Annotated in this window: 25 protein-coding genes; 13 read left to right on the top strand and 12 right to left on the bottom strand. The window is 64.6% G+C overall.

Annotated features, from left to right (window positions below):
- Positions 1 to 566 (top strand): IS630 family transposase (locus VMV28_01830; protein HUZ79348.1); only part of this gene is annotated, 566 nt, incomplete at its 5' end.
- Positions 567 to 576: 10 nt separating this feature from the next.
- Here VMV28_01830 and VMV28_01835 read toward each other — a convergent pair.
- Together VMV28_01835 and VMV28_01840 are read right to left on the bottom strand one after the other, a co-directional pair.
- Positions 577 to 1,062: a cupin domain-containing protein gene (locus VMV28_01835; GenBank protein ID HUZ79349.1), complete on the bottom strand. Its 486-nt coding sequence runs from the start codon at positions 1,060 to 1,062 to the stop codon at positions 577 to 579.
- Positions 1,063 to 1,154: 92 nt separating this feature from the next.
- Complete coding sequence (locus tag VMV28_01840; protein ID HUZ79350.1) at positions 1,155 to 1,886, bottom strand: DUF169 domain-containing protein; 732 nt, start codon at positions 1,884 to 1,886, stop codon at positions 1,155 to 1,157.
- A gap of 170 nt (positions 1,887 to 2,056) precedes the next feature.
- On the opposite strand from VMV28_01840, the gene solA reads away from it, so the two are divergent.
- From solA to VMV28_01855, 3 genes are all read left to right on the top strand, one after another.
- Positions 2,057 to 3,199: an N-methyl-L-tryptophan oxidase gene (gene solA / locus VMV28_01845; GenBank protein ID HUZ79351.1), complete on the top strand. Its 1,143-nt coding sequence runs from the start codon at positions 2,057 to 2,059 to the stop codon at positions 3,197 to 3,199.
- 128 nt (positions 3,200 to 3,327) lie between these two features.
- Positions 3,328 to 3,681, top strand: a complete 354-nt coding sequence (locus VMV28_01850; protein ID HUZ79352.1) for a carboxymuconolactone decarboxylase family protein — start codon at positions 3,328 to 3,330, stop codon at positions 3,679 to 3,681.
- 100 nt (positions 3,682 to 3,781) lie between these two features.
- Entirely contained in the window at positions 3,782 to 4,159 is a 378-nt protein-coding gene (locus VMV28_01855; GenBank protein ID HUZ79353.1) for a VOC family protein, read from the top strand.
- 94 nt (positions 4,160 to 4,253) lie between these two features.
- Here the strand turns inward: VMV28_01855 and VMV28_01860 are convergent, their stop codons facing one another.
- Positions 4,254 to 5,483: a U32 family peptidase gene (locus VMV28_01860; protein HUZ79354.1), complete on the bottom strand. Its 1,230-nt coding sequence runs from the start codon at positions 5,481 to 5,483 to the stop codon at positions 4,254 to 4,256.
- 23 nt (positions 5,484 to 5,506) lie between these two features.
- Between VMV28_01860 and VMV28_01865 the strand changes: the two genes are divergently transcribed.
- Entirely contained in the window at positions 5,507 to 5,974 is a 468-nt protein-coding gene (locus VMV28_01865) for a chorismate mutase (protein ID HUZ79355.1), read from the top strand.
- Here VMV28_01865 and VMV28_01870 read toward each other — a convergent pair.
- The 4 genes from VMV28_01870 to VMV28_01885 form a co-directional block, all read right to left on the bottom strand.
- Positions 5,924 to 6,490, bottom strand: a complete 567-nt coding sequence (locus tag VMV28_01870) for a helix-turn-helix domain-containing protein (GenBank protein HUZ79356.1) — start codon at positions 6,488 to 6,490, stop codon at positions 5,924 to 5,926. The genes VMV28_01865 and VMV28_01870 overlap by 51 nt on opposite strands.
- 407 nt (positions 6,491 to 6,897) lie before the next feature.
- On the bottom strand, positions 6,898 to 7,047 hold the full coding sequence (locus tag VMV28_01875) for a hypothetical protein (GenBank protein HUZ79357.1): 150 nt from the start codon (positions 7,045 to 7,047) through the stop codon (positions 6,898 to 6,900).
- Entirely contained in the window at positions 7,044 to 7,919 is an 876-nt protein-coding gene (locus VMV28_01880) for a transposase (GenBank protein ID HUZ79358.1), read from the bottom strand. Before VMV28_01880 ends, VMV28_01875 begins: the two co-directional genes overlap by 4 nt.
- Before the next feature lie 542 nt (positions 7,920 to 8,461).
- Positions 8,462 to 8,737 carry a hypothetical protein gene (locus VMV28_01885; GenBank protein ID HUZ79359.1) on the bottom strand — a complete coding sequence of 92 codons (276 nt, stop codon included), beginning with the start codon at positions 8,735 to 8,737 and terminating at the stop codon, positions 8,462 to 8,464.
- Positions 8,738 to 8,875: 138 nt separating this feature from the next.
- On the opposite strand from VMV28_01885, the gene VMV28_01890 reads away from it, so the two are divergent.
- Together VMV28_01890 and VMV28_01895 are read left to right on the top strand one after the other, a co-directional pair.
- Positions 8,876 to 9,655 (top strand): GNAT family N-acetyltransferase, encoded by a 780-nt coding sequence (locus VMV28_01890; GenBank protein HUZ79360.1) that lies wholly within the window; start codon positions 8,876 to 8,878, stop codon positions 9,653 to 9,655.
- Between the two features lie 50 nt (positions 9,656 to 9,705).
- The gene (locus VMV28_01895) at positions 9,706 to 11,700 is read left to right on the top strand and encodes a GMC family oxidoreductase (GenBank protein ID HUZ79361.1); all 1,995 of its coding nucleotides are present in this window, start codon (positions 9,706 to 9,708) and stop codon (positions 11,698 to 11,700) included.
- Positions 11,701 to 11,787: 87 nt separating this feature from the next.
- On the opposite strand, the gene VMV28_01900 is transcribed toward VMV28_01895, so the two are convergent.
- The gene (locus VMV28_01900) at positions 11,788 to 12,381 is read right to left on the bottom strand and encodes a hypothetical protein (protein HUZ79362.1); all 594 of its coding nucleotides are present in this window, start codon (positions 12,379 to 12,381) and stop codon (positions 11,788 to 11,790) included.
- A gap of 264 nt (positions 12,382 to 12,645) precedes the next feature.
- Here VMV28_01900 and VMV28_01905 point away from each other — a divergent pair, with 264 nt between their 5' ends.
- Complete coding sequence (locus VMV28_01905) at positions 12,646 to 13,731, top strand: hypothetical protein (protein HUZ79363.1); 1,086 nt, start codon at positions 12,646 to 12,648, stop codon at positions 13,729 to 13,731.
- A gap of 166 nt (positions 13,732 to 13,897) precedes the next feature.
- Entirely contained in the window at positions 13,898 to 14,884 is a 987-nt protein-coding gene (locus tag VMV28_01910; protein HUZ79364.1) for a zinc-dependent alcohol dehydrogenase family protein, read from the top strand.
- A 114-nt stretch (positions 14,885 to 14,998) separates the two neighbouring features.
- On the opposite strand, the gene VMV28_01915 is transcribed toward VMV28_01910, so the two are convergent.
- The 4 genes from VMV28_01915 to VMV28_01930 all read right to left on the bottom strand — a co-directional run bounded on the left by VMV28_01915 (position 14,999) and on the right by VMV28_01930 (position 17,999).
- Positions 14,999 to 15,766, bottom strand: coding sequence for an ABC transporter permease (locus VMV28_01915; protein ID HUZ79365.1), 768 nt, complete (start codon positions 15,764 to 15,766; stop codon positions 14,999 to 15,001).
- Positions 15,753 to 16,712 carry an ABC transporter ATP-binding protein gene (locus VMV28_01920; GenBank protein ID HUZ79366.1) on the bottom strand — a complete coding sequence of 320 codons (960 nt, stop codon included), beginning with the start codon at positions 16,710 to 16,712 and terminating at the stop codon, positions 15,753 to 15,755. Before VMV28_01920 ends, VMV28_01915 begins: the two co-directional genes overlap by 14 nt.
- 189 nt (positions 16,713 to 16,901) lie before the next feature.
- On the bottom strand, positions 16,902 to 17,294 hold the full coding sequence (locus VMV28_01925) for a Rieske 2Fe-2S domain-containing protein (GenBank protein ID HUZ79367.1): 393 nt from the start codon (positions 17,292 to 17,294) through the stop codon (positions 16,902 to 16,904).
- 147 nt (positions 17,295 to 17,441) lie between these two features.
- A complete protein-coding gene (locus VMV28_01930) occupies positions 17,442 to 17,999 on the bottom strand; it encodes a hypothetical protein (protein HUZ79368.1) in 558 nt (185 codons plus the stop codon).
- A gap of 327 nt (positions 18,000 to 18,326) precedes the next feature.
- Between VMV28_01930 and VMV28_01935 the strand changes: the two genes are divergently transcribed.
- The 4 genes from VMV28_01935 to VMV28_01950 all read left to right on the top strand — a co-directional run bounded on the left by VMV28_01935 (position 18,327) and on the right by VMV28_01950 (position 21,321).
- Entirely contained in the window at positions 18,327 to 19,547 is a 1,221-nt protein-coding gene (locus VMV28_01935; GenBank protein ID HUZ79369.1) for a glycosyltransferase family 4 protein, read from the top strand.
- Complete coding sequence (locus tag VMV28_01940; protein HUZ79370.1) at positions 19,548 to 20,297, top strand: mechanosensitive ion channel domain-containing protein; 750 nt, start codon at positions 19,548 to 19,550, stop codon at positions 20,295 to 20,297.
- A 131-nt stretch (positions 20,298 to 20,428) separates the two neighbouring features.
- On the top strand, positions 20,429 to 20,704 hold the full coding sequence (locus tag VMV28_01945) for a hypothetical protein (GenBank protein HUZ79371.1): 276 nt from the start codon (positions 20,429 to 20,431) through the stop codon (positions 20,702 to 20,704).
- A gap of 95 nt (positions 20,705 to 20,799) precedes the next feature.
- Positions 20,800 to 21,321 (top strand): GNAT family N-acetyltransferase, encoded by a 522-nt coding sequence (locus VMV28_01950; protein ID HUZ79372.1) that lies wholly within the window; start codon positions 20,800 to 20,802, stop codon positions 21,319 to 21,321.

Raw genomic sequence — 21,321 nt, forward strand, 5'->3', positions numbered from 1 at the left:
TGTTCAGTGTCGATGAGAAGCCCCAGGTCCAAGCGCTGGAGCGCAAGCAAACAGTTCTACCGACGGGGCCCAAGTTCGTAGAGGGGCGCTCCCATCAGTACAAGCGGAACGGAACAATCGATCTGTTCGCCGCCCTCGAGATCCTCACGGGGGAAGTGGTAACGGAGTTCCACCACCGTCACCGGCATCAAGAGTTTCTGGCATTCCTGAGCACCCTGGACCGAAGAGCCGCCCCCGAGTTCGAGGTGCACGTAATCCTCGATAACCTCAGCGCGCACATGACCGCCGAGGTGGATCGGTGGCTGCGAGGTCACCCCCGATTCCACCTTCACTTCACGCCGACGCACTCGTCCTGGCTGAACGCTGTCGAGGGATGGTTTTCCAAGCTCACGAACAAGGGCCTGAAGCGGGGGAGCTTCCGAAGTGTTCCCGAGCTTCAGAAGGCGATCCGGGGGTACGTGGAGAGCCACAACTCGGCGTCGATCCCGTTCGTGTGGACCAAGTCCACCGATGAGATCCTACGCAAGATCTCCAAAATACGGCATCTGGCTGTTACAGCCCACTAGGAGGCCCACTTCACATGCCGGGAGGGCGCTCGATCAGGACCAGTTCGTGCTTAGCGAACAACGCACCAAGGCGAGCAGGATCGGGAACGACGCCGGGTTTGGAGAACATCCGGTCGAACTCAATGAAGAACTTCTCCTGCAGGTCCGCCGGGTGGAAGACTATGAACGCCCGCCCCTGCGAATCGCCGACATTCTTGAGACCGTGAGCCCCTCGCGACGCGACGTGGTGCACGTCGCCTGGACCCGCCCGGGCAGCCTCCTTTCCCTTGATGCCCTTGGAATAGAACTCAAACGTACCCTCCCGAATCATGATGGATTCCTGAGCGGGATGAGTGTGGAGGAACTGCGGACCGCCTCCGGGCGGGAAGATGTGCTCCATGATCGAGTACGATCCACCGGTCTCGTCGCCGGCGACTCGTACATACATGGTCACTCCCAGAACGGTCAGCGGACCGCGGCCAACGGGCGCGTGCGGGGACTTAGTACCGGTCGACACGAAACTGCGTACCCCCGGTTGGGAGTATAGACTTTCCGAAGCCCACGCGCCGGACCTCGGTCGGCCGCCCCGGCGCCGAGCCGTAGGCACCCCTAGTTCTTCGGGGCGTGGAACGATCCCGGGGCCTTCGCCTTGCGAGCAGCGTCCTCTTCGGCCACCCAACGGTTCGCCTGGACAATCCGACCGAGCTTCTCGACAAAGCCCTCGAGTTGATCGCCGCGAATGCCCACGACCATCTTGTCGAACCCGAGGTCGGTGTAGATCCGCGACCCGGTGCAGCCGAGGGAGATGGCGACCGGCGCTCCCGCGTTGAGTACCGGCATGATCGAGCACATCGGGCGACTGAGCATGGGCACCTGCTTCGCATCCGACCCCGACTCCGCCGCTTCGGCGACCAACATGGCTGCGGTGGGTGGAGCGAAGAGCAGCACACCCGTCGGAGGAAACGGAAGTGAGCCAAGGGGCCCGTAGGCAACGAAGTGAGGAGCCTCGGCGTTGTGCGGAACGCGGGCTTCCTCTCCCGGGTTCAGGTATCCTTCCTTTTGCATGGACCCGATCGTGCCCATGAGTCGGCTGCCCAGGTCTCCCTTGGGTGGTATCCCCAAGACGAACGCTCCGATCTCGCAATCCTCGTGTAGGGCTATCGGTGCCACGAACGCACGCTGGGTACCGTACGCAAAGAATGTGCAGACCGAAGGCACGCCGCCGGGGTGGATCGGCACTCCCTCCGGGGGCGCGTCCAGGTAGGAGATCTGCACTGGAGGTGTGTCCAGTTCTAGGTAGCGAGCAAGCTCATCGGCCATCGTCTGGAGTTCCTTCGTCATCGGGTGGACCATTCGCGACAGACGGTCGGGGGTCTTGAGCCTGCCCTCGCTCGCGGGCCCCGCGTGCTCGCTCGCGAATCCGGTTCTCGTCCTGAAGCCGTGCCGCTGCCTTCGAAGACCGCCTGGGCGCGGTAGGTAGGAGACATAACGGGGCATGCGTCGTCGAGCTCGTGGGGTACCGACCGAGGGAGTACGACCACATCGTGGTAGGCGCCGGAGCGCTGGGAACTTCCACGGCCTACCATCTCTCCGGCCATGCCGGACGAACGCTCGTTCTAGAGCGATTCTACGAGAATCACGCATTTGGATCGTCACACGGTAGGACCCGGATCCTCCGTACGGCCTATGCCGAAGGGACCGCCTACGTGCCGCTCGTTCTCCGAGCCCGCCGTCTCTGGATGCGTCTCGGCCGAGATACGGAGCAGGAGATCTTCCGCCCGACCGGTGTTCTCCTCGCGGCCCCTTCGAACTCGGCCGCTCTAGCGCGGGCCCGGGCTAGCGCCCGCCGCTACGGTCTTTCCAGCGAGTCGTTCGACCCGGAAGGCGCCCGGGAGCGGTTTCCGGCCTTCCAATTTGTCCGGGGGGACGCGGCGCTCTGGGATCCCGCCGGAGGAGTCCTCTTTCCCGAGCGGGCGATCCGCGCGTATCGTCGGCTCGCCCATGACCGGGGAGTCGCATTCCGGTGGAACTCCCCGGTCACCCGGTGGAGGCGGGCCTCGGGCGGGCGGATCCTCGTGAGCACCAAGACTCGGGAGTACCTCGCCCACTCCCTGGTCTTGACGGCGGGCGCTTGGCTTCCAACGTTGGTTCCCTCCCTCCACCTACCGTTAGAGGTGGAACAGCAGACCGTGTACTGGTTCCGAGCCTGGGATCAACGGGGTGCATCGTTTCGCGCCATGCCCGCGTTCGTCTGGTACAGCCCCGAGGGCGGCTACTACTACGGGACACCGAACGTGGGGGACGGAGTGAAGATCGGGGGCAACGTGGGACAGCGAGTTCGGGATCTCGATCGTCGTCCGCCTCCCTCCTTGCGGGAGCTGCGTTCGGTCCAGAGATTCCTAAGGAGTCGGCTTCCGGGTCTCGCTCCGGAACCCAGACGGGGGGCCCGTTGCCTGTATACGAACACCCCCGACAAGAACTTCATCGTGGACTTCCACCCCGGCGGCTCGAACGTCGTCATCGTGAGTGCCTGCTCCGGCCACGGGTTCAAGTTCGCGAGTGCGATGGGCGAGCTCATCGCGAACGGCGTGAGGCGGGGCTCACTTCCGCGTTTGCTCGCTCCGTTCGGGTTGCCGACCGTCCGCCGGGATTGAGAAGGCCGGCTGGGTGGACCTGAAGCGCAGATCGAAGCCCCGTCGAGTTTGGCCCCGACCGCGGGTCAACTATGCTTGACGGAGCGATTAACGCGCCGCGATGGAATCCGCCCTACGAGGTAGAGCTCATGGGGCACATGCGGGAGAAGCTGAACGAATTCCAGTCGCTGGTCGCAACGTTGCAAAAGGAGTACCCCCAGGAGATCGAGGGGTTCCTGACCTTCATGAAGAAGGCGGAAGGGGGTCCGGCGCTCCCCGCGAAGCAGAAGGAGATCATCAGCGTCGCCCTCGGCGTCGCCGCGCAATGTGAGTGGTGTATCGCCTTCCACGTCTCCGCTGCGGTCTCGCTCGGAGCGACCCGGGGGGAGCTCATGGAGGCCGGGTTCGTCGCAGTGGTCATGCATGGGGGACCTGCCCTCACGTATCTGACGCCCTTGGTCGACGCCGTCAACGAATTCGCTCCGGTACGTCCCAAGGGGTGAGGGGAAGAAAGGGTCGATCGCCTCGTCGTTTTCGGCGAGGAAAACGGAGTCCTTTTCCACGTCCCCGCCTGCTGGGCCGGATACGCGAGGACCACGAACGATGAGGATCGAGGGGATCTCTTGGGCGGGAGACAAGACACACTCCTTCGAGGGGCAGCGGCGATTCGTGGAGCAAATACTCGGTCTCTCGGTTGCCCACGAAGCCTCGGACTTTGTCGTGTTCAAGCTCCCGAACGGCGACACGTTCGAGATTTTCGGCCCTCGCGCCCCAACCCCACCGGAACAGTTCAGCCGAAACGAGATCGTAATCGGGTTTCGCGTGGACGATATCGACCAGGCGCGCGAAGAGCTCAGTTCGGCCGGTATCGAACTGCTAGGACCAATCCAGCAAGACCGCCCTGGTGGCCATGCCTGGCAACACTTCCGCGCGCCGGATGGGAAGGTCTACGAACTCTGTTACGACCCTCCACAGGGGTAGGGTCGAACATCGCTCTTCGCATTAGAGATCCGCCCCCGTTGGGGCCCACCCTCCCTCTACCGAGAGACGGGGCGGGCTTCTCACATGCGATCCGCTAGGATGGGCGGGCCGATGCTTCCGGTGCGCTAGATCCGCGGAGGTTCGCCCCACGCAGCTCGGGTAGAGGCCCGCTCTCCGGAGATCTCCCGAAGGCCGGGAGGAGTTGGACGGGAGATGGAACTTCGCTCGGTGGGTGATATTGCGAGGGAGGTCGTCCGCCGATCCGAACGACCTTCTCTGCCACCGTTGCACAGTAACCGCACTCCTCGCACGACCGCTGTTCGCACCCGGTTGCTGCGATCCGTCGGAGGAAGCCGGGGGGGAAGGCGTCGTTGTCGATGGTCACATCTTCGAACGCGGCGAACGCTTCGCGCAGTGGCTCGACTACGTCCGGAGCCACTCCGCGTTGGGAGAGTGTCGCGAGGGCCCGGGACGGTCCCTTGATCTGGACGGAGCTCAGGAGATCGAGGAGGTTCCCGTGGTACGTTCGATTGGTGTAGGCTCGAGCCGTGGTCGCGAGCCACTCGGTCGACCGATTCCGCCCGGAGATCTTGAAGCGATGGACACCGGCTTCCTCGTAGAACGCGAGATCCTCGGGGCGCACCCAGATCGAAGAGATGAGTTTCGTGGGGTCGCGGACCACCTCGAGGCCGCATTGGAGGATCGGGAACTCGAACCAGATGCGATCCTCCCCCGGCTGCGAGCACAGCGAGCTCGTGTTCAGATGGTGGGCCCGGAACGGGCACTCTCGAATGCAGGTCTGGTTCGTAAGGATCTCGATGCGGGCACCCGTCCGGGCGAGTCCGCGGATGAGGGGGAAGTTTCGATCCTCCTCCTCAAGGATTACGGTGTCCGCGCCGAGCCGTAGGAAGTACTCGGCCTGGCTCACCGACCGAATGCGGGCGAAGGAGGAGACGGAAATGGGAACCTCGGGGTGGGCGCGATGGACCGCCTCGACGAGCGCAGGGATGGCGATCACGAATCCGTCGACCCCCAAGTCGAGGAACTCGGCGACCTCCTTCAGGAAGGCATCGAGGTAGCCCGATCGGTACTCCTTCAGCCCGAGATCGTTGCTGTTCAGGGTCGCGTAGAACTCGCGCCCTCCGCGATGGATGATCTGGAGGTGGCGGCGGAACCCTTCTCGATCGACCTCGGGAAGGATGTACGGGGGGCGCCCCGCTCCCGTCAGAGAGACGGGAAAGCCGCCGAAGAACGTCCGGACGGGCAACTCCGAGACCTGTTCCGGAAGGGCGTCGTCGAAATTGGTTGCCAGTACGAGCTCCATCGGCCCTCGGAAGCCCGCCTATCATGTCAGCGTACCCCCGCACCGGTGCGGCAGAAGTGGCATCCACAGTCGCCGTTTGCTACTCTATCGTGACTCCGAACGACCGCGACCTCGATTCCTTAGATCGCATTCGTCAGCAGATCGAACGCATGGACCGTTCGATCGTCATGATGCTCGCCGCTCGTCTCGCCACCGCCCAGCGGGCACTTCGACTGCGGGCCGGACACGATCGGAGTATCACGGACCGCAAGCAGGAGCGCCGGGTCCTCGCCCGGAGCCGGATGTGGGCCCAGGATCTGGGTGTGCCGCCGGCGCTTGTCGAGGACCTGTTCCGCTCGCTCGTCGAGGAGGGAAAGGCGCGCTTCCAGTCGGCCACCGTCGTTCCGGAACCTCCTGTGGTCACGGTTCTCTTGGTCGATCCGGCGCTGGCGCCGCACGACTTAGAGAGGCCGCCGGAAGTGCAGCTCGTCGCCGTACCGGAGTCCCGCTAGCTTAGCGGTGGCCCGGCGGAGAAGCTCCAGCGTCGTGGAGCGGCTGGTCCCCAGCATGCGGGCCACGTCTCCGAGCGAACCCCGTCGTGGGTAGGCAAAGTATCCTAGGTCGTAGGCGATCCGTAGCGCGCGATCCTGCCGCAGCGTGAGGGTGGTCTTGGATCGGTACGGCCGCAACCGCACGATCGCCGGCGACGGGGCGCTTCCCCGAGGAAGGTCCCGGAGGAAGGCTTTGGTCCGCGCTCCTCGAGGGAGAACCACCCGCCACGGAGCACCCTCCTCCCGGGCCTGGAGAGGGCAGCTCACGCAGAGGCCTCCGGCCCGATACGTCGCCGTACACGCCGCCGGTGCCGGCTCGCTCACCCGTACCAGAACGCGCCTCGGTCCGAGCCGAGCGAGTGCGAGGTGCCGGAGGGGCAGCCGACGGCGGAGCGCGTGAAGGAGATGGTCCATCCGCTCCGGCTCGACGTCAATATCGAGCCAGCGAAGCAGGCGTCGTGGAGTCTGGTCGGTCAAGCGACAGGCGATCAGGTGCGACTCGGCTCCCTCTCGTCGAAGGATCTCGGAAACGGAATGGTCCGTGTGCCGTCGATCGATCCGAATTTCGAGAAGGGAACCCCCGGGGGGGTCTACGTGCGTTCGTGTCGGGCGCCGTGCGCCTCGACCTGGATGGGATTGGATGCGGGCCTCGGGCATGGTCTCGCCGTCACGCTAGGCCGCGGATACGGTATGAACGTACCGTCGAGGCCGGTCATGGGGAATCACCTCCCTTGGCGCACGGCCGAAGAGGGCTCATTGAGCTGTGATCTGGGCGCGTCTCACCCGAGCGGAACCCACGCACGGATCGATACTAAGGCAGAGGCGTACCTCCTCCCGCTCCGGGCTTGAACGGGGGCCTTCCGACTCCACAGAAGTGACCCGAGCTAGGCCTTGTCATCGTGCTCGAGCCGTTTCCCCAGGCCCAGCACACCGTCCGACGTGTAGCAGATGCGGCGATGGAATTCGATCACCGCCGTGTTGTAGGCTCGAATCCAGTACTTGGCAATTGATTCACTGACGTAGGAGCCACTCACGGGGGGCCCTCCTGCAGGGCTCTCAAGCGGTGAGGCAGCCGTCTTCGTCGGACCACCTCGCGTGTCTCGCCCAGCCGGTAGCCGATGGCCCGAGCCAGGTGGTTGAGCAGATCCTCGAACCGTAACAACTCCTCGACGACCACGAACCCCTTGGGTCCTTGACGGCCCTCGCTCGTCCAGAGTAGCTTGAGGATCACCCATTCGTTGTGGAGCAACGCCGCTACGCCCATGTGCAGGAGGCGGAGCGCGGGGCGGCGGCTACTGGTCCGCGCCAGCGCCTGACCGATCATCCGGTACGAGGTCTCAATCCCGAACCTTCGTCGGTAGATCGTATCGGTACCGGCGAGGGGAACATCGCCCAACACTGCGAAGATGAGATACTGACAGCCGTGCTTGCCCCACTTCCGACCTCGCTGGTAACGGACGACCACGTGGATCGTGAGGGGGAGCGGCGCCGCCTCCCCCTTGGGATCACGCAGAGCGTGCTCGGTGACGTAGGCCTTGTTGCCCCTCTCCCACTTCTTCCGCTGCCGGGAGCCGAGGCGCAAGGGAACGATGGCCGTGAGGCCTTTGGCCTTCAGCCAGGAGAGGACCTGAAAGGTGTAGAAGCCGCGGTCGAGCAGGACCCGACGGACCTCTCCTCCGGCCTGCTCGAAGTCGTAGAGGGCGGCCTGGACGACTCCGAGCATGCCGCCGTTGTGGTCCACGTAGCGAACGGAGGCGATGAAACGGAAGTCCGGGAGAAGCACGGAGAGGGTGGCGTAGCGATAGGCACGATGGGTTCCGCGCTCCTCCTTCGTCTTCACGTACTGGGGCCGACGGCGGTCGATGGGTCCCCCGTAGTACGGGCGATCGTGCAAGTCGATCGCCACATCGACGGGGTGGCGCGGGAGATACGGCTGGATCTGACGACGGAGGGTGAGCGTCAGGGCACGCTGGACCTTCCGCCGTTCCAGGTGCTCGAGATGATGGCGAGCGGTCCGATCCGATACGCCTCGGCGGCACTGAACTCGGGCACGGGTGACCGAGATGCCTCGGGCAGCGGCTCGGAGGAGGAGGTCGACCGTCTGGCGAAGGGAGGGGAGGGGGGAAGCTCTGGGAGAGGGAGGCCACGAGCAAGGGGAGAGCCCAGCCGAGGGCCCGCCGACGGATCCCCCGGTCGGTGAGGGCGCGCGGTCTCCTTCGGCTCCGGAGGGGCGGTGAGTATTTCTCTCGGTGGCGAGCTCCCTTCGCTGCGGTCGCAAGACCGCCGCCGCGGCGTGTTGGCCTCACACCGATTCGTCCGCGGTGTTCCTCTCATCAACGCCCGTCTCCATCGGAAAGGGATGGAGCCCGGAGCCCCCGACGAATCAGCGGATCACGTCAGTCGGCCGGTTGCCAAGTACTGGAATCTGCAGGTGGACCCATCGGAACATCAGGGAGTGGGCAGGCGCTTTGCGAACGCGCCGGGGTCTAGGGCCTGCCAGGACCGCACCGGTCCGGTCGATGATTCGGCGCGTAGCAGGATCATGGCCTGCTTCGCGCTCAGTGCTTCCTCGAGCGCGACCCGGAGCTCACCCAGATCGGCCGTGTCGTTGGCGTATACGCTCATTTCCAACTCTTTTCCGACCACCACCGAGAGCACGTAGAAGCTCGTCCCTCCCGCGATACTGATCGTTGCCGCATCACCGTCCTCGATGTCGACCGGCAAATGAATCCCCTCCGCGGGCCGCAGGACCCACCGCCCCTATCACGTTCGCGTGTAGATAGGGAATCGTTCCCGATAGGGCGGGCCTCGATCTCTCTGCGCTCTTCGGTCATTATATCGACGGACGGGCTCGACCGAACGATGATCGACCGAGGAAGTGTCCTCGCCCTCTACGACGCCGAGATGCGCCGGGACCCGATCCCCGAGCCGGGGACGCAGGTGGAACGAGTCGGCACGATCGTGCGGGTCGTGGGCACGGACAACTATGTGCTGTTCTCAGACCTTACGGAGGCCGGTGCACGCGCGGTGGTGACCTCCCAGGCCAACTTCTTCCGGGACGCGGGAGTGAAGGTGGAATGGAAGGTCTTCGGGCACGACCTGCCGAAGAACCTCACGGACATCCTCGGTGAGGAGGGGTTCGTTCCGGACGAACCGGAGACGCTCGTCGCTTTCGATCTCCGCAACGAATCGCTCGGCACCCCATCGATATCGGGCCTAGAGATACGCCAGGTCGTCGATGCGACCCAGCTACGCGATGCCCTCCGGGCGAGCGAGGCGGCCTTTGGACCGGATACTCACGGATTCCTGGACCGATACCGAGATCGTCTCACTGATCCAACGATGGCCCTGTTCGTGGCGTACGTCGACGGATCCCCGGCCGCGACGGGGCGGCTCGAAATGCCGCCCGGCAAGTCCTTCGCCGGACTTTGGGGAGGCGGCACCTCGCCCCGATTTCGTCACCGCGGGATCTACCGAAGCCTCGTCGCGGCCCGAGCGGCCCTCGCCCGGCGGCGCGCTTACTCCTTCCTCACGGTAGACGCCGGGACGATGAGTCTCCCGATCCTAGAGGGGCTTGGATTCGTTCCATTGACCACGACTCGAGGGTGGGTCCTTCGTCCGCCGCAGCCTCCTCTCCCCTGAGCGGCCGGAGAGAGTCGAAATAGCCGGTGGGCCTCGGAGTCCCAGTACGCATGGGGGCTCCGGATACTCTCCGCGCTCTGGTCGATACGTTCCTGCCGGCACGCTCCGCGGACCCACGAGGCCCTCCGTATCCCGCGGCGTCGGCGGTCGGACTGGACCAAGAGATCGCCGAGATCGTTACCGGCCTCTCCCGGGGAGAACAGAGAGATTTTGCGAGATTGCTGTCGACACTGGATTCTCCCCTTGCGAACCTGTTGCTCACGGGCCGCCCCGTGCGGCTAGCTCGCCTCGATAGCTCCGCTCGCGAACGCTACCTCCGGGGTTGGGCGACCAGTCGGCTTGCGGCGAAGCGAAAGGGATTCTATGCGATCAAGCGACTCGCCGCCGGACAGTACTATTCCGGGCCCCTCGCTGGCGGGCCCAATCCACTCTGGAGTCGGATCCACTACGACCTACCGAATGCCCCGTCCGTCCTTTCGGATCCCCTCGACGGCCTCTCACCGGTGCGCCCGGACCACGATGTCGAGTCGGAGGTCGATGTCTGCATCATCGGCAGCGGAGCCGGAGGCGGTGTGATCGCGGACCGGCTCGTTCGGGCGGGCTACACCACCGCCGTTCTCGAAGCCGGTGGCTGGTTCGCCCACCGATCGTACCCTCGTGTCGAACGGGATGCACGGAACCAGCTCTTTGCGGGCCGAGGGCTGCTCACGACTCAGAACGGTGCGATCGGCATCCTCGCGGGAGAGACCGTGGGCGGAGGGACCGCGATCAACTGGATGACGTGCCTCCCACCTCGTTCCGAAGCCCGCACGGAGTGGGCCCGAGACGGAGCGATGGAAGGAATCGACGGTCCCGATTTCGATCACCAGCTCCAGATGGTGGCCGATCGAATTCACGTGTCCACGATGGAGAGCGACGTCAACGCCAACAACGATTCCCTTCGTCGAGGGTGCGTCGCGCTGGGCCTCCGCCAGGGGACCGACTGGGACGTGATCCCGCGCAACGCCGTAGGCTGCGAATCGCGCTGTGGCTTCTGCGCCTTTGGTTGTCCGTACGCCGCCCGGCAATCCGGGCCGGTCACGTTCCTTCTGGACGCGCTCCGCGGGGGCACTCGACTGTATTCGTCCACACGGGCGGACTACGTGGAGGTGGAGCAAGGCCGAGCGACCGGGGTCCGAGCGACCTTCCGCGACGGGAAGGTCACTCGCCAAGTACACCTCCACGCCCGCGCCGTGGTCGTAGCGGCCGGAGCGCTGCAGACCCCCGCGTTGCTCCTGCGCTCGGGCATCCGCCACGCCGGCGTGGGAGCGGGGCTCCGGCTCGATCCCACCACGGCCGTGGCCGGAGAGTTCCCCACGCCGGTGCGGACCTGGGTCGGTCCTCCCCAGACGATCGGAGTCTATCGGTTCCAGACGAGCGACGTGGGCGCCCACGGACCCTGGATCGAGGTCGCGCCTGCGCATCCGGGTCTTTCGGCGATCGCCCTCCCGTGGGCGGGAGCCGAAGACTTCCGCCGCCTCATGGAGCGGAGCGAGTACGTTGCCACCCCCATCGTGCTGGTTCGCGACGTGGGCGAAGGTCGTGTCACCATCGACTCGGAAGGGCGACCCCGGTTTGACTACGTTCTCACTCGACGGGATCGACAGAACCTTGTGAGGGGCGTGGTCGAGACCGCCCGGATCCTTCGTGCCGGCGGTGCGACTCGGCTGCTCTCCCTCCAGACCCCCTATGCCGAGGTCGGCGATGGGAGCGGACCTCTCTCGGAAGGAGAGCTGGATCGTTTCATCGCTCAGGTCGAACGGGTCGGCATTCGGGACAATGCGACCGCGCTGTTCTCGGCCCACCCTATCGGAAGCGCACGCGCCGGACGCGATCCCCGCACGTCCGCCGCGAGACCATCGGGGGAGGTCCACGGTGTCGAAGGGCTCTGGATCGGCGATGGGAGCCTCCTGCCATCGGCCCCGGGAGCCAACCCGATGATGTCGATCCTTGCCGTCGCCCAGCGGACCGCCGACCAACTATTGGTTAAGCTCGGTGCGAGTTGAGCCGGTCGGCCACGATCCATGCCCCATCGAACCGGGGGCGCCGTAGGAGTTCCCCTCCGTTGGAATCACCCGGCGACCCGAGATCCTTCACTTTGGGGGAGCGGCTATCCAGCGCGCAAGTCGCGGACCTCGCGCACGCCCCGTCGCCCAGATCCAGCGATCGATGGCGAAGTATCTTCCAGCCCCTCCGATGAAGAGCACCAGATAGATCAGTAGGTAGAGCGGATGTGGGCCCACGTTGGTTCCGCCGGGCGTTTGGAACGTGCTGAAGAACTGGGTCCCCAGGAACACGATGGACGCGGCCGCGCCGACGATGCAAGCGAGCCGTGTCGTGATCCCGAGAAGGAACGCAACCGCGAGGTAGGCCGTAAGAACAGCCGTGATCCATGCAAAAACGAACCAATGAGCCGCCACAAAATCGGCCACGGCCGGACCGCCCAGGCTCGTGGGGGCAAAGGAGAGCGCGACGCTCTGGAAGGTGGGGAAAAATTGATTGGACGGGGCGAGGATGAATATCATGTTCAGGGCCCATACGAGTCCCATCCCGACTCGAAGAAGATCGATGGACACTCCCCGGCGATCGGACTGCCAGGACTCGCGCACGCGGACGAGCCACCCTTGTTCTTGGGACGCATGCGTGGCGATCGGGGGACGGCTCTTGGCCGGGTGGCTCGTCGTCACACCTCCCTGGATTGCGCTGTGAGGGAAAAGCCCTCGGGCGGCCCCTTCTCTTTGGGAGGCGTCCGACTCTCGCAGATCGATCCCAAGAGCGAAGACCCACGCTCGTGACCCGTTCGGCCGGGAGCGGCTCCCGAGTGCGTGAGCGCGCTCCCGTGGCCCGGCCCATCCGGCGCTCGGATGCGCCGGGAGGCGGCGCCGGCCGGGGTCAATTGAAATAGACCGATGCGTTATGGGAGGAACGCCCTCCTCAACCGTTCAACTTCCATGCTCGGAGCCCCCACCGCCAACTCGAACACTGTCCGCGCGTCGCTCGCGATCGAGGTGCTGCGGGTCGGGGTCGGCATCGTCTGGCTGATGAACTTCGTCTTCATTGTCGCGCCCGCGAACAATTACTTTGGCAACTTCGCAGCGATCGTCCTTTCGCTCGGTCCGACATCGATCGGCGGGTCGGGGTTGGAGCAGTTCGTCGCCGCGAACGCGGCGATCTTTGCCTGGCTGGTCGCGATCGTCACGGGGTACCTGGCGTTTGCCTTCATCTTGGGTCTGACAACGCGATGGGCCTGCATCATCGGAGGGATCTTCTCCGCCGTAATCATCGGTGCCCAGCTCGGGAGTATGTTCGCGTTCCCGGGCGGGACGGATGTGGGGGAACACCCCCTCTACCTGGTGATCTACGTAGCCCTGGTTCTCGGAGGAGCGGGCGCGGCCTACTCCTTGGACCACCGGATCGCCGAGGCCGTGGCCCGGCGCCGCGCGTACCGGGCCGCCTTGAACGAGCCGGCGCCGAGAGGGGTGTGGGCGGCCGGCTCGACTTCCCGGTTCTTCCTCACCTACTTCATTGCAGGGATTCTCATCTCCTTCGGAATGGGGATGGGGCTCATGGTAGCCATCCCAGCGAATCCCCCTCCGTCCCCCGCACCGATCCACTACTCGTACGCGAATCTCACGATCTCGATCAACGCGACCACCGGCTGGCCCCAATACACGCCGTCGAACTTCACGGTGAGCAACGGAGAGGTCATCTTCACCATCATCGACCTCGACTCTCCGATGAATTGGTCGCCATGTCCGTGCGTCGTGACCGGTACTAATGCCGGCGTCGAGATCATCAATGGGACTCCGGTCCACGTCATCCCGTCGACGAACGTCGCCCATTCGTTCAGCATCCCCAACCTGGGCCTCTCGGTGTACCTCCCGGGCCTCAGCGTCATCCGGTTCACCGTCGATCTGATCAACCCAGGATCCTTCGGATGGTTCTGCGTCGTACCTTGCGGGGCGGGGGCTAACCCGTACTCTAGCCCGCCGATGGGAGTTCCCGGCTACATGACGGGAACCATGACGATCACCTAACGTCGTTTGGTGTCGGCGGTGAGAACTTGCTCAACCCGCTCGGTCGATCCCGCCGACTCCAGGAGCGCTCCGGCTTCCCGGTTCTTGAACGTAAAGTTCTAGGCTCCCTGTTAATGCCCTAGAGTGTCATCGAGTCCCCTGTCCGTCGAGCCTAGGTACGTTGTCCGTGCGCGCAATGGTCCTCGATGCCGTCGGTTCACCTCTTCGTTTAGATGGGCGAAAGGATGAGCCCCGGCCTGGGCCCCGCCAACTTCTGATCCGGGTCCGCGCATGTGGGGTGTGCCGCACGGACCTCCACATCGTCAACGGCGAGCTCAGGCATCCCAAGCTCCCTCTCATTCCGGGACACGAGATCGTAGGAACCGTCGCCGCCATTGGAGCCGAGCCCTCGCGGTACCGTATCGGAGATCGCGTGGGCGTGCCGTGGCTCGCATGGACCTGCGACGAATGCGCCTTCTGCCGTTCCGGGCGCGAGAACCTTTGCGACCGGGCGAAGTTCACGGGCTACGACCTGGACGGAGGATACGCAGAGTTTGTTACGGCAGACGCACGCTCGGCCCTCCCCATCCCGCCCGGATTGGGGGACGTGGAGGCCGCTCCTCTCCTCTGCGCGGGTTTGATCGGGTACCGCGCCCTACGACTCGCCGGGAACGGCGAGCGTGTGGGTTTCTACGGCTTTGGGGCTTCGGCCCACATCGCGATCCAAGTGGCTCGACATCGACACCAAAAGGTGTACGCCTTCACTCGCCCCGGCGATGACCGGGGTCAGGAGTTCGCGAGAGGTCTTGGGGCGGTCTGGGCCGGGGGCTCCGATCGGCGCCCTCCCGAACCCCTCGACGCGGCGCTCATCTTCGCTCCGGTGGGTGCCCTCGTACCGGTGGCCCTCGCTGCGATCGCAAAAGGAGGCACGGTCGTATGCGCCGGAATCCACATGAGCGACATCCCCAGCTTCCCGTACGAGACCCTCTGGGGAGAGCGGGTCCTTCGATCGGTCGCCAACCTTACCCGGAAGGATGGCGAGGAGTTCTTCGCCGTCGCGGCGGAGGCCGGCGTTCGCACAGTGACCAAGGCCTACCCACTCGAATCCGCGAACGCTGCGTTGGACGATCTGAGGGAGGGCCGTCTCGAAGGTGCCGCAGTGCTCGTCCCCTGATGGGGGCATTGCGGACCCTCCAAACCGCACTTCACCGCGTTCCAGCGCCGTCGAGCGAATCGCTGCATTCCAGACGCCCGTCCGACGTTGGGTCCGGACGGGATCGGGGGCCGTTCACTCGGTCGAGACATCCGAGCGCATGTACGCCCGGACGGCGAGGAAGAGAACGGCTACCGTCTCCGCGCACAGCACCAGGACCTCGTACCCTACGGTCGTCGTGTAGGTTCCGAAGTAGCCCGCACGTACCGCATCGGCGATGTACGTGAGTGGATTGATCGCGAACAGGACCCGGATCGCGGCCGGCAACGCGGAGCTGTACGGATAGAACACGGTGCTCGCGAAGTTCACCAGGAACAGCACCAGGATCTGGATGCTGTTGTACGTGGTGTTGGACTTGATCTTCGCGGCGATGATAAGCATGAGCGAACCGAAGAAGATCGAACCCACGGCGATGACCACCAGCATAACCCCCAGGCCGAGGAGCGAGACCGGCAGCGCCCCCAGGAGGAGGTCCGCGATGCCGAGCATCACGAGCGCTCCAGCGAGCCCAAAGGCCACGGACGTGAGCATGATGCCCAGGAGGTATTGGAGACGCGTGAACGGGCCGACGAGGAGTTGGGCCAGCATGCCCCACCGGCGATCGGCCCAGAGCATGCCGCCCCCTACCGTCCCGGCCATCACGGCCTGGAACCCCATCAGTCCCGGCGTCAAGAAGGAAAGATAGCTGGACCCTCCGCTCGCCGAAGATTCGAGGGACGCGAACCCGAATCCGAAGAAGACGAGGTACATCGCGGGGAGCCCGATGAGGATCGTGAGGCTTCCCGGATCGGTGTTGACCTTGATGTTCCGGTAGATGAGGCGGGTGAGGTTAGGCGCTTCCAAGTGGTTCACCTCCGTGATTGACCGAGCGGAGGAAGACGTCCTCGAGCGTGTTCTTACGCACGCTGATCCACTCGAGTTGAACTCCCATCTTCTGGGAGAACTCGAGAATCTTGGCGAGGGAGTCCTTGGGATCGTCGGTCAGGATCACCATCGAGTCCCCTTCCGGCGTGACGCTCGTACCGGGCCCCAGCCCTTGGGTGAGCGCGGGGATGAAGCGAGCCGCACTGCCCATGTCGACGGTCAGATCGATCGTCTTCTTGCCTCCGTAGAGGCGCTTGAGGTTCTCGACCTCGTCCAGGACCAGCAGCTTTCCCTCGTCGATGACCGCGATCCGATCGCAGACGTAGTCCGCCTCTTCCAGATTGTGCGTGGTGAATACGACCGTGAGCCCGCCCTTCACTTCCTCTCGGATGGAATCGAGAAGCGTGCGGCGCATGATCACGTCCATTCCCACGGTCGGCTCGTCCAGGAATAGAATGTCCATGTCGTGGATGAACTCGCGAGCGACCTGAACCCGGCGCTTCTGACCTCCCGAGATGTCGAACGAGCGCTGACGGCGAATGTCTTCGAGGCCGAACTTCTGGATCAGCGCCTCCCGACGCCGGCGGCGCTCCTCGCGGGGGATTCCCCAGAGCACGCCGTACACGTCGAAGTTTCCTTCCACGGTCGTGAAGTCGAACGACTCGCCCTGCTGAACGACCCCGATCCGGGCCCGTATCTTCTTGCCATCCTTCGCCGGGTCCATCCCGAAGATCCGCAGCGTTCCGGAGCTCGGTCGGATCAACGTGGTCATCGCCTTGATGAGCGTCGACTTTCCAGCGCCGTTCTTTCCCAGAAGTCCGAAGACCTCCCCCTTGCGGACGGTGAAGCTGACGCCGTCGAGCGCGAAGCGCTTGCCATCGTAGGAGTGGCGCAGGTCCTCCGCCTGCACGATAGGATCGGCCATGAGCGGCGATGGCGATGGAGAGGGGCCCTTAAAGGGCACGTCACTCAAGAAACTCTCTGGGAGTGCGTGAACTCCCTAGGGACGGCTGCCGCGAGTAGGCCCGGTTGCGGGCCGGTCGCGGGCGGGCTTCGATCGTCGATGCGCCTGTCCGGCCAGATTCCGGTAGGAGGGGGTTGCGCGCGAAGATGCTCAGACGAACACGCGAACGTTGCCGTTGGCGGATTCTACCGGGAGCGGGATCAGCGGGCGGCACTCGGTTCGTGCGAATACCGGGGCCATCCTCGCCATTGCTTCCAAAAACTCCGGAGGAAGTTTGTCCATCCCGGGCATGGAGAGGATGGGCTGCCCCCGCACCTCGCCGGTCCGGGCGTCGAAGACCGCGCTGTGCTGCGGACACTTCAGCACGCCGCTCTTGAACGTGCCCAGGTCGAGCGGCGCGTTCATGTGGCCGCATCGGTTGATGAAGGCGCGTAGCTCGCCGGAATGGTTGACCACGAGCACGTCCTCGTCTCCGGCTCGTCCGTGGGCCATTTCACCGTGCTTGAGATCCTTCGCTTCGGGGAGGTCATGCCATGCTTGCATCGGGGGTTCCTTGACGCATCAGCTTCCGCGACCACTTAAGCTTTGAATAATAAAGTGTTTAGCCCGTACCGACCTGCCCGTCGGAAAGCCGAATCCGTTCACGGAAGTGGGATCGAGCCCACGTACGTGTGGTCCGGGGGCCGCGTCCTACTTTCCCCGACGGCCTCGATGGGGTCGAGAGCGGCCGGCGTTCCCCTGGCTGCGAGATCCCTTCTTCAGTAGTCCCATCCGACGGGCCAATCGGCGATGGTCGTTCGCATCGACCCACTCGACCTCCAGATACGCGAGAAGCTCTGCCTCCGTCATGCCCAGTCGCTTCCCTTCCTGGATGGTAAATGCGTACGCCTCGATCTCGGTCGGCGTGTCGACGTACTTCTTCTTCCGGTCGAACAGGGCTCGCCCGGCCCGGAACTGCTTGACGTGACAGAGCTCGTGAACGACGTCGAGGTAGAGAGTGCGTAGATCGCTGGTCCTGAGGTGATGGCTGCTGACGATGAGGTGACCGTCCACGTCGCTCGTCCCCATGTACCCGAAGGGAGGCGAGAAGAACTCGACTTTGAGGGCGCGAAGGATCTTTCCCGCGTTCTTCCCGAACAGTTCCCGGATCGGCGGTGTGTTCTCGAACCCTTGGAAGAACTGCTCGAACCGATACAGTCGAATCGGGGCGCTGCGCTGGATCCGAACCCCGCGGTACGATGCGAACACGCCTTCCTCACTCCCCGAACACGTGGACACGCAGGCCGCCGCCGAGCCTTAGCAACTTCCCCGGGCGGTCGTGCCCTTCTCGGGAAACGATTCGGGGGCCTCCTCCCGGGGGCCGGAGACCATATGCCCTGCAGGGCCTGCGAATGGGTAGCCTAGGTGACTGCCCCAATGCAGCCCCTCAACATGTGTATCAATACCCAGACACCGCTCGTGCAGTTCACCGCTGCGCAAGCCCCTCGCCCGGGGCGTCGTACGAGCGCTCCGCTGGATCTCGCGACCCTGACCGAGGGCGTAGATTATCGATACTCGCCGGGAGGCGTCACGCGTATGGTGCTCCCTCTCGTTCGGCACATGCTTCACGATCGGATCCTGGATGAGGCGCACTGGGTCGCCCTCAACCCCAACGCGCCCGCGACGGTTCGCATGTCCGGGATGACGCTTCACTCGGTAACGCTCGGTCCGAAGCGCATGGCGAGTTACGGTATGGTGAAGGAAGCGATCTGGGGAAGGGTCCACGGGATCGACGATACCGACCACCACAACGACCTATTCTGGACGGAGGCGTTCTCGGAGTATGCCTACTACAACCGCATCACGAGCGAACTCATCCGGAAACTGGACAAGAAGCACGACTTTGACGTGTTCTACATCCACGACTTCCAGCAGATCCCGATCGGCCACATGTTGACCACGCTCAAGCCGAAGATCTTCCGCTGGCACATCCCGTTCGATCGCTTGACGATCCCCCCACGCTGGCACGCCCTGCTCGCGACCTACTTGAACAGCTACGATGCCATCGTGGTCAGCTCGCCGCGGTACGCCGACTCGCTGAAGGCGTTCGGCTACACGGGTCGGATCGAGCACATCTATCCATACGTAGATCCCCAAGACTACTCGGATCCCCCCGCGTCCGATGTCGCGTCCGTCTCCGAACGGTTCGGGGTGAGGGAAGGCGACACCGTCGCCCTGGTGGTGGCGAGGATGGACCCGGTGAAGGCCCACGATCGAGCGATCGAGGCGCTCGCCGAGCTCGCCTCGAGCTTCCCTCGACTGAAGCTCGTTCTGGTTGGGAACGGGAGTTTCTCGAGTTCGCGCAGCGGGGTCGGCCTATCGAAGTCCGTTCGCTGGCGCGCCCACCTCGAAGAGATGGTGAAGCGCTCCAAGCTCGAGGGGCGGGTCGTCTTCACCGGCCACCTCTCGCAACACGACCTCGACTGTTTCTACGAGCGCTGCAGCTTCACGATCCTTCCTTCCGTGCGCGAGGGCTTCGGGCTCGTCGTCGTAGAGAGTTGGCTGCACCATCGGCCCGCCATCATCACTTCCCGTGCGGGGATCGCGGATCTCGTCCGGGAGGGGAAGAATGGGCTCCTGTTCGATCCGGATGAGCCGGGCGCCCTGGCCCGGCAGATGGGAAGATTGCTCGCCGGTCACCCCACCGAGCTCTCGAAGGCGTTGATCCGCGGGGGGTCCCTCGCAGCAGAGAAGTGCTCCGTTGAAACCGCGGTCCAGGCCGAGCGCGCCCTCTTGACCGAAGTCGTGGAGGCCTAGATGATCGATCTGTACGCCACGCTTTGGTCCTTCGCGCTCGCCGGCCTGACCCTGCTACTGACCTGGGCGTCCGCGATGCTCGCGAGCTGGCTCATCGGCCGATTCATGCAACAGAGCTCGCCTCAAGTGACGAGCGGCGCCCGTCGTCTGGGCGCGGTCATCGTGTGGCTGATCGGCTCGATCTTGGCCATCCAGGAGCTCGGCGTCAGCCCGCTCATCCTGATCGTGGTGATCGCTCTCGTGGGGATCGCCGCACTGATCGCGGTGCGGGAGCCGCTGGGGAACTATGGGGCGAAGTACTTCACGGATGTCTACACGCCGTTCAAGGTGGGGGACACGATCCGGGTGCAGGGGTACGCCGGGAAGGTCATCGCGATCAACGCGATCACGACCGTGCTCCTCACCGACAATGAGCAACTGATCTCTGTCCCGAACTCGGTGTTCATCACGGATATCGTGGTCAACACCACCCCGCAGGCCTGGAAGGAGGTCACGATCCCCATCTCGATCGGCCCGAGCGTCGATCTGCCGGCGTTCGAGAGCGAGCTCCTGAAGAACCTCTCGAAGCTGAAGCTGCGTCTCGATCGGCAGTTCCCGCCGCTGCTATCGACCAAGTCTCGCACCGCGCAATCCACCGATCTGACGTTGACGGTGATGCTGCGGCGCCCCGAGGAACGGGACGCCGTGACCGTCGAGGTCAACAAGCGCGTTGCCGAAGTGCTGCAGCACACGCGAACGAACCGCCGGTGAGCCCCGCTCGACCGTTCGGCACGCACGGGGACCTACGATCTCGGAGCCGAACGGGGTCCGCTCGGGGCGGAACTCACCCATCGGGCGACGGGCCCTTAGAGGAACTCCTCGACCCCGCGTTCGAACGGTTCGTGTGCGGCATAGCCGACGAGGGACTCCCCGGGCCCGGAGGGAACATCCTGCTCTACTCGTTCGAGCTGGTCGAGTCGCTCGCCAAATCCGGACGGATGGACCGGGCGTTGAAGCATTGGCGCACGCTGCTCGATCTCGCGGACCCCCTGCTCCTGTTCTCGGAGGAGTTCGACCCTGCCTCGAATCGACCCCTCGGTAACTATCCTCAGGCGTTCACGCACATCGGCGTCCTCCGAGCGGCATTCGCCCTCGGACTCGTCGGGTCCGACGACTAGGACCATCGGGTCACCGTCGCGTGACGGGCAGGCCGCCCCATCATCCAAGCGTGGGGTGCTTCTAAGTCGGTCCGTGGTCTCCCGAGGGTTCCGTCATGACAAGCCGTGATACGATCCGCATCCGCCGGATCCGTCCCGAGGACTGGGACGCGCTTCGCATCCTTCGACTCGCGGCGCTGGAGACCGATCCGCTCGCCTTTGGGAGCAACCTGCGCCGAGAACAGGAGTCCGACCCCCAGAAATGGAAGAATTGGGCGACCCGTGGAAGCACCGGAACCCGGGAAGCCATCTACGTCGCGGAGAACGAGCCCGGCCAGCTGGTCGGCATGATCGGCAGCTTCACCGAGGACGGGCAGCCGCACGTCTGGGGGATGTGGGTCCACCCCAAGAGCCGAGGGAAGGGGATCGGCGGCCGACTCTTGGACCAGCTCCTGGGTTGGCTCGCTTCGGCCGCCCCCGTCCGAACCGTCCTCCTCGAGGTCAACCCAAGCCAGGAGGCGGCGAGCTCTCTCTATGCGGGGCGAGGGTTTGTGCGGACGGGGCGAACACGGCCTCTCGGGCACAGCCCTCCCGCGATCGTTGAGGAGATGGACCGGAAACCGACCGTTGCCGGATAA

This window comes from Thermoplasmata archaeon, from assembly GCA_035532555.1.
GTDB lineage: Archaea > Thermoplasmatota > Thermoplasmata > Lutacidiplasmatales > UBA184 > Lutacidiplasma.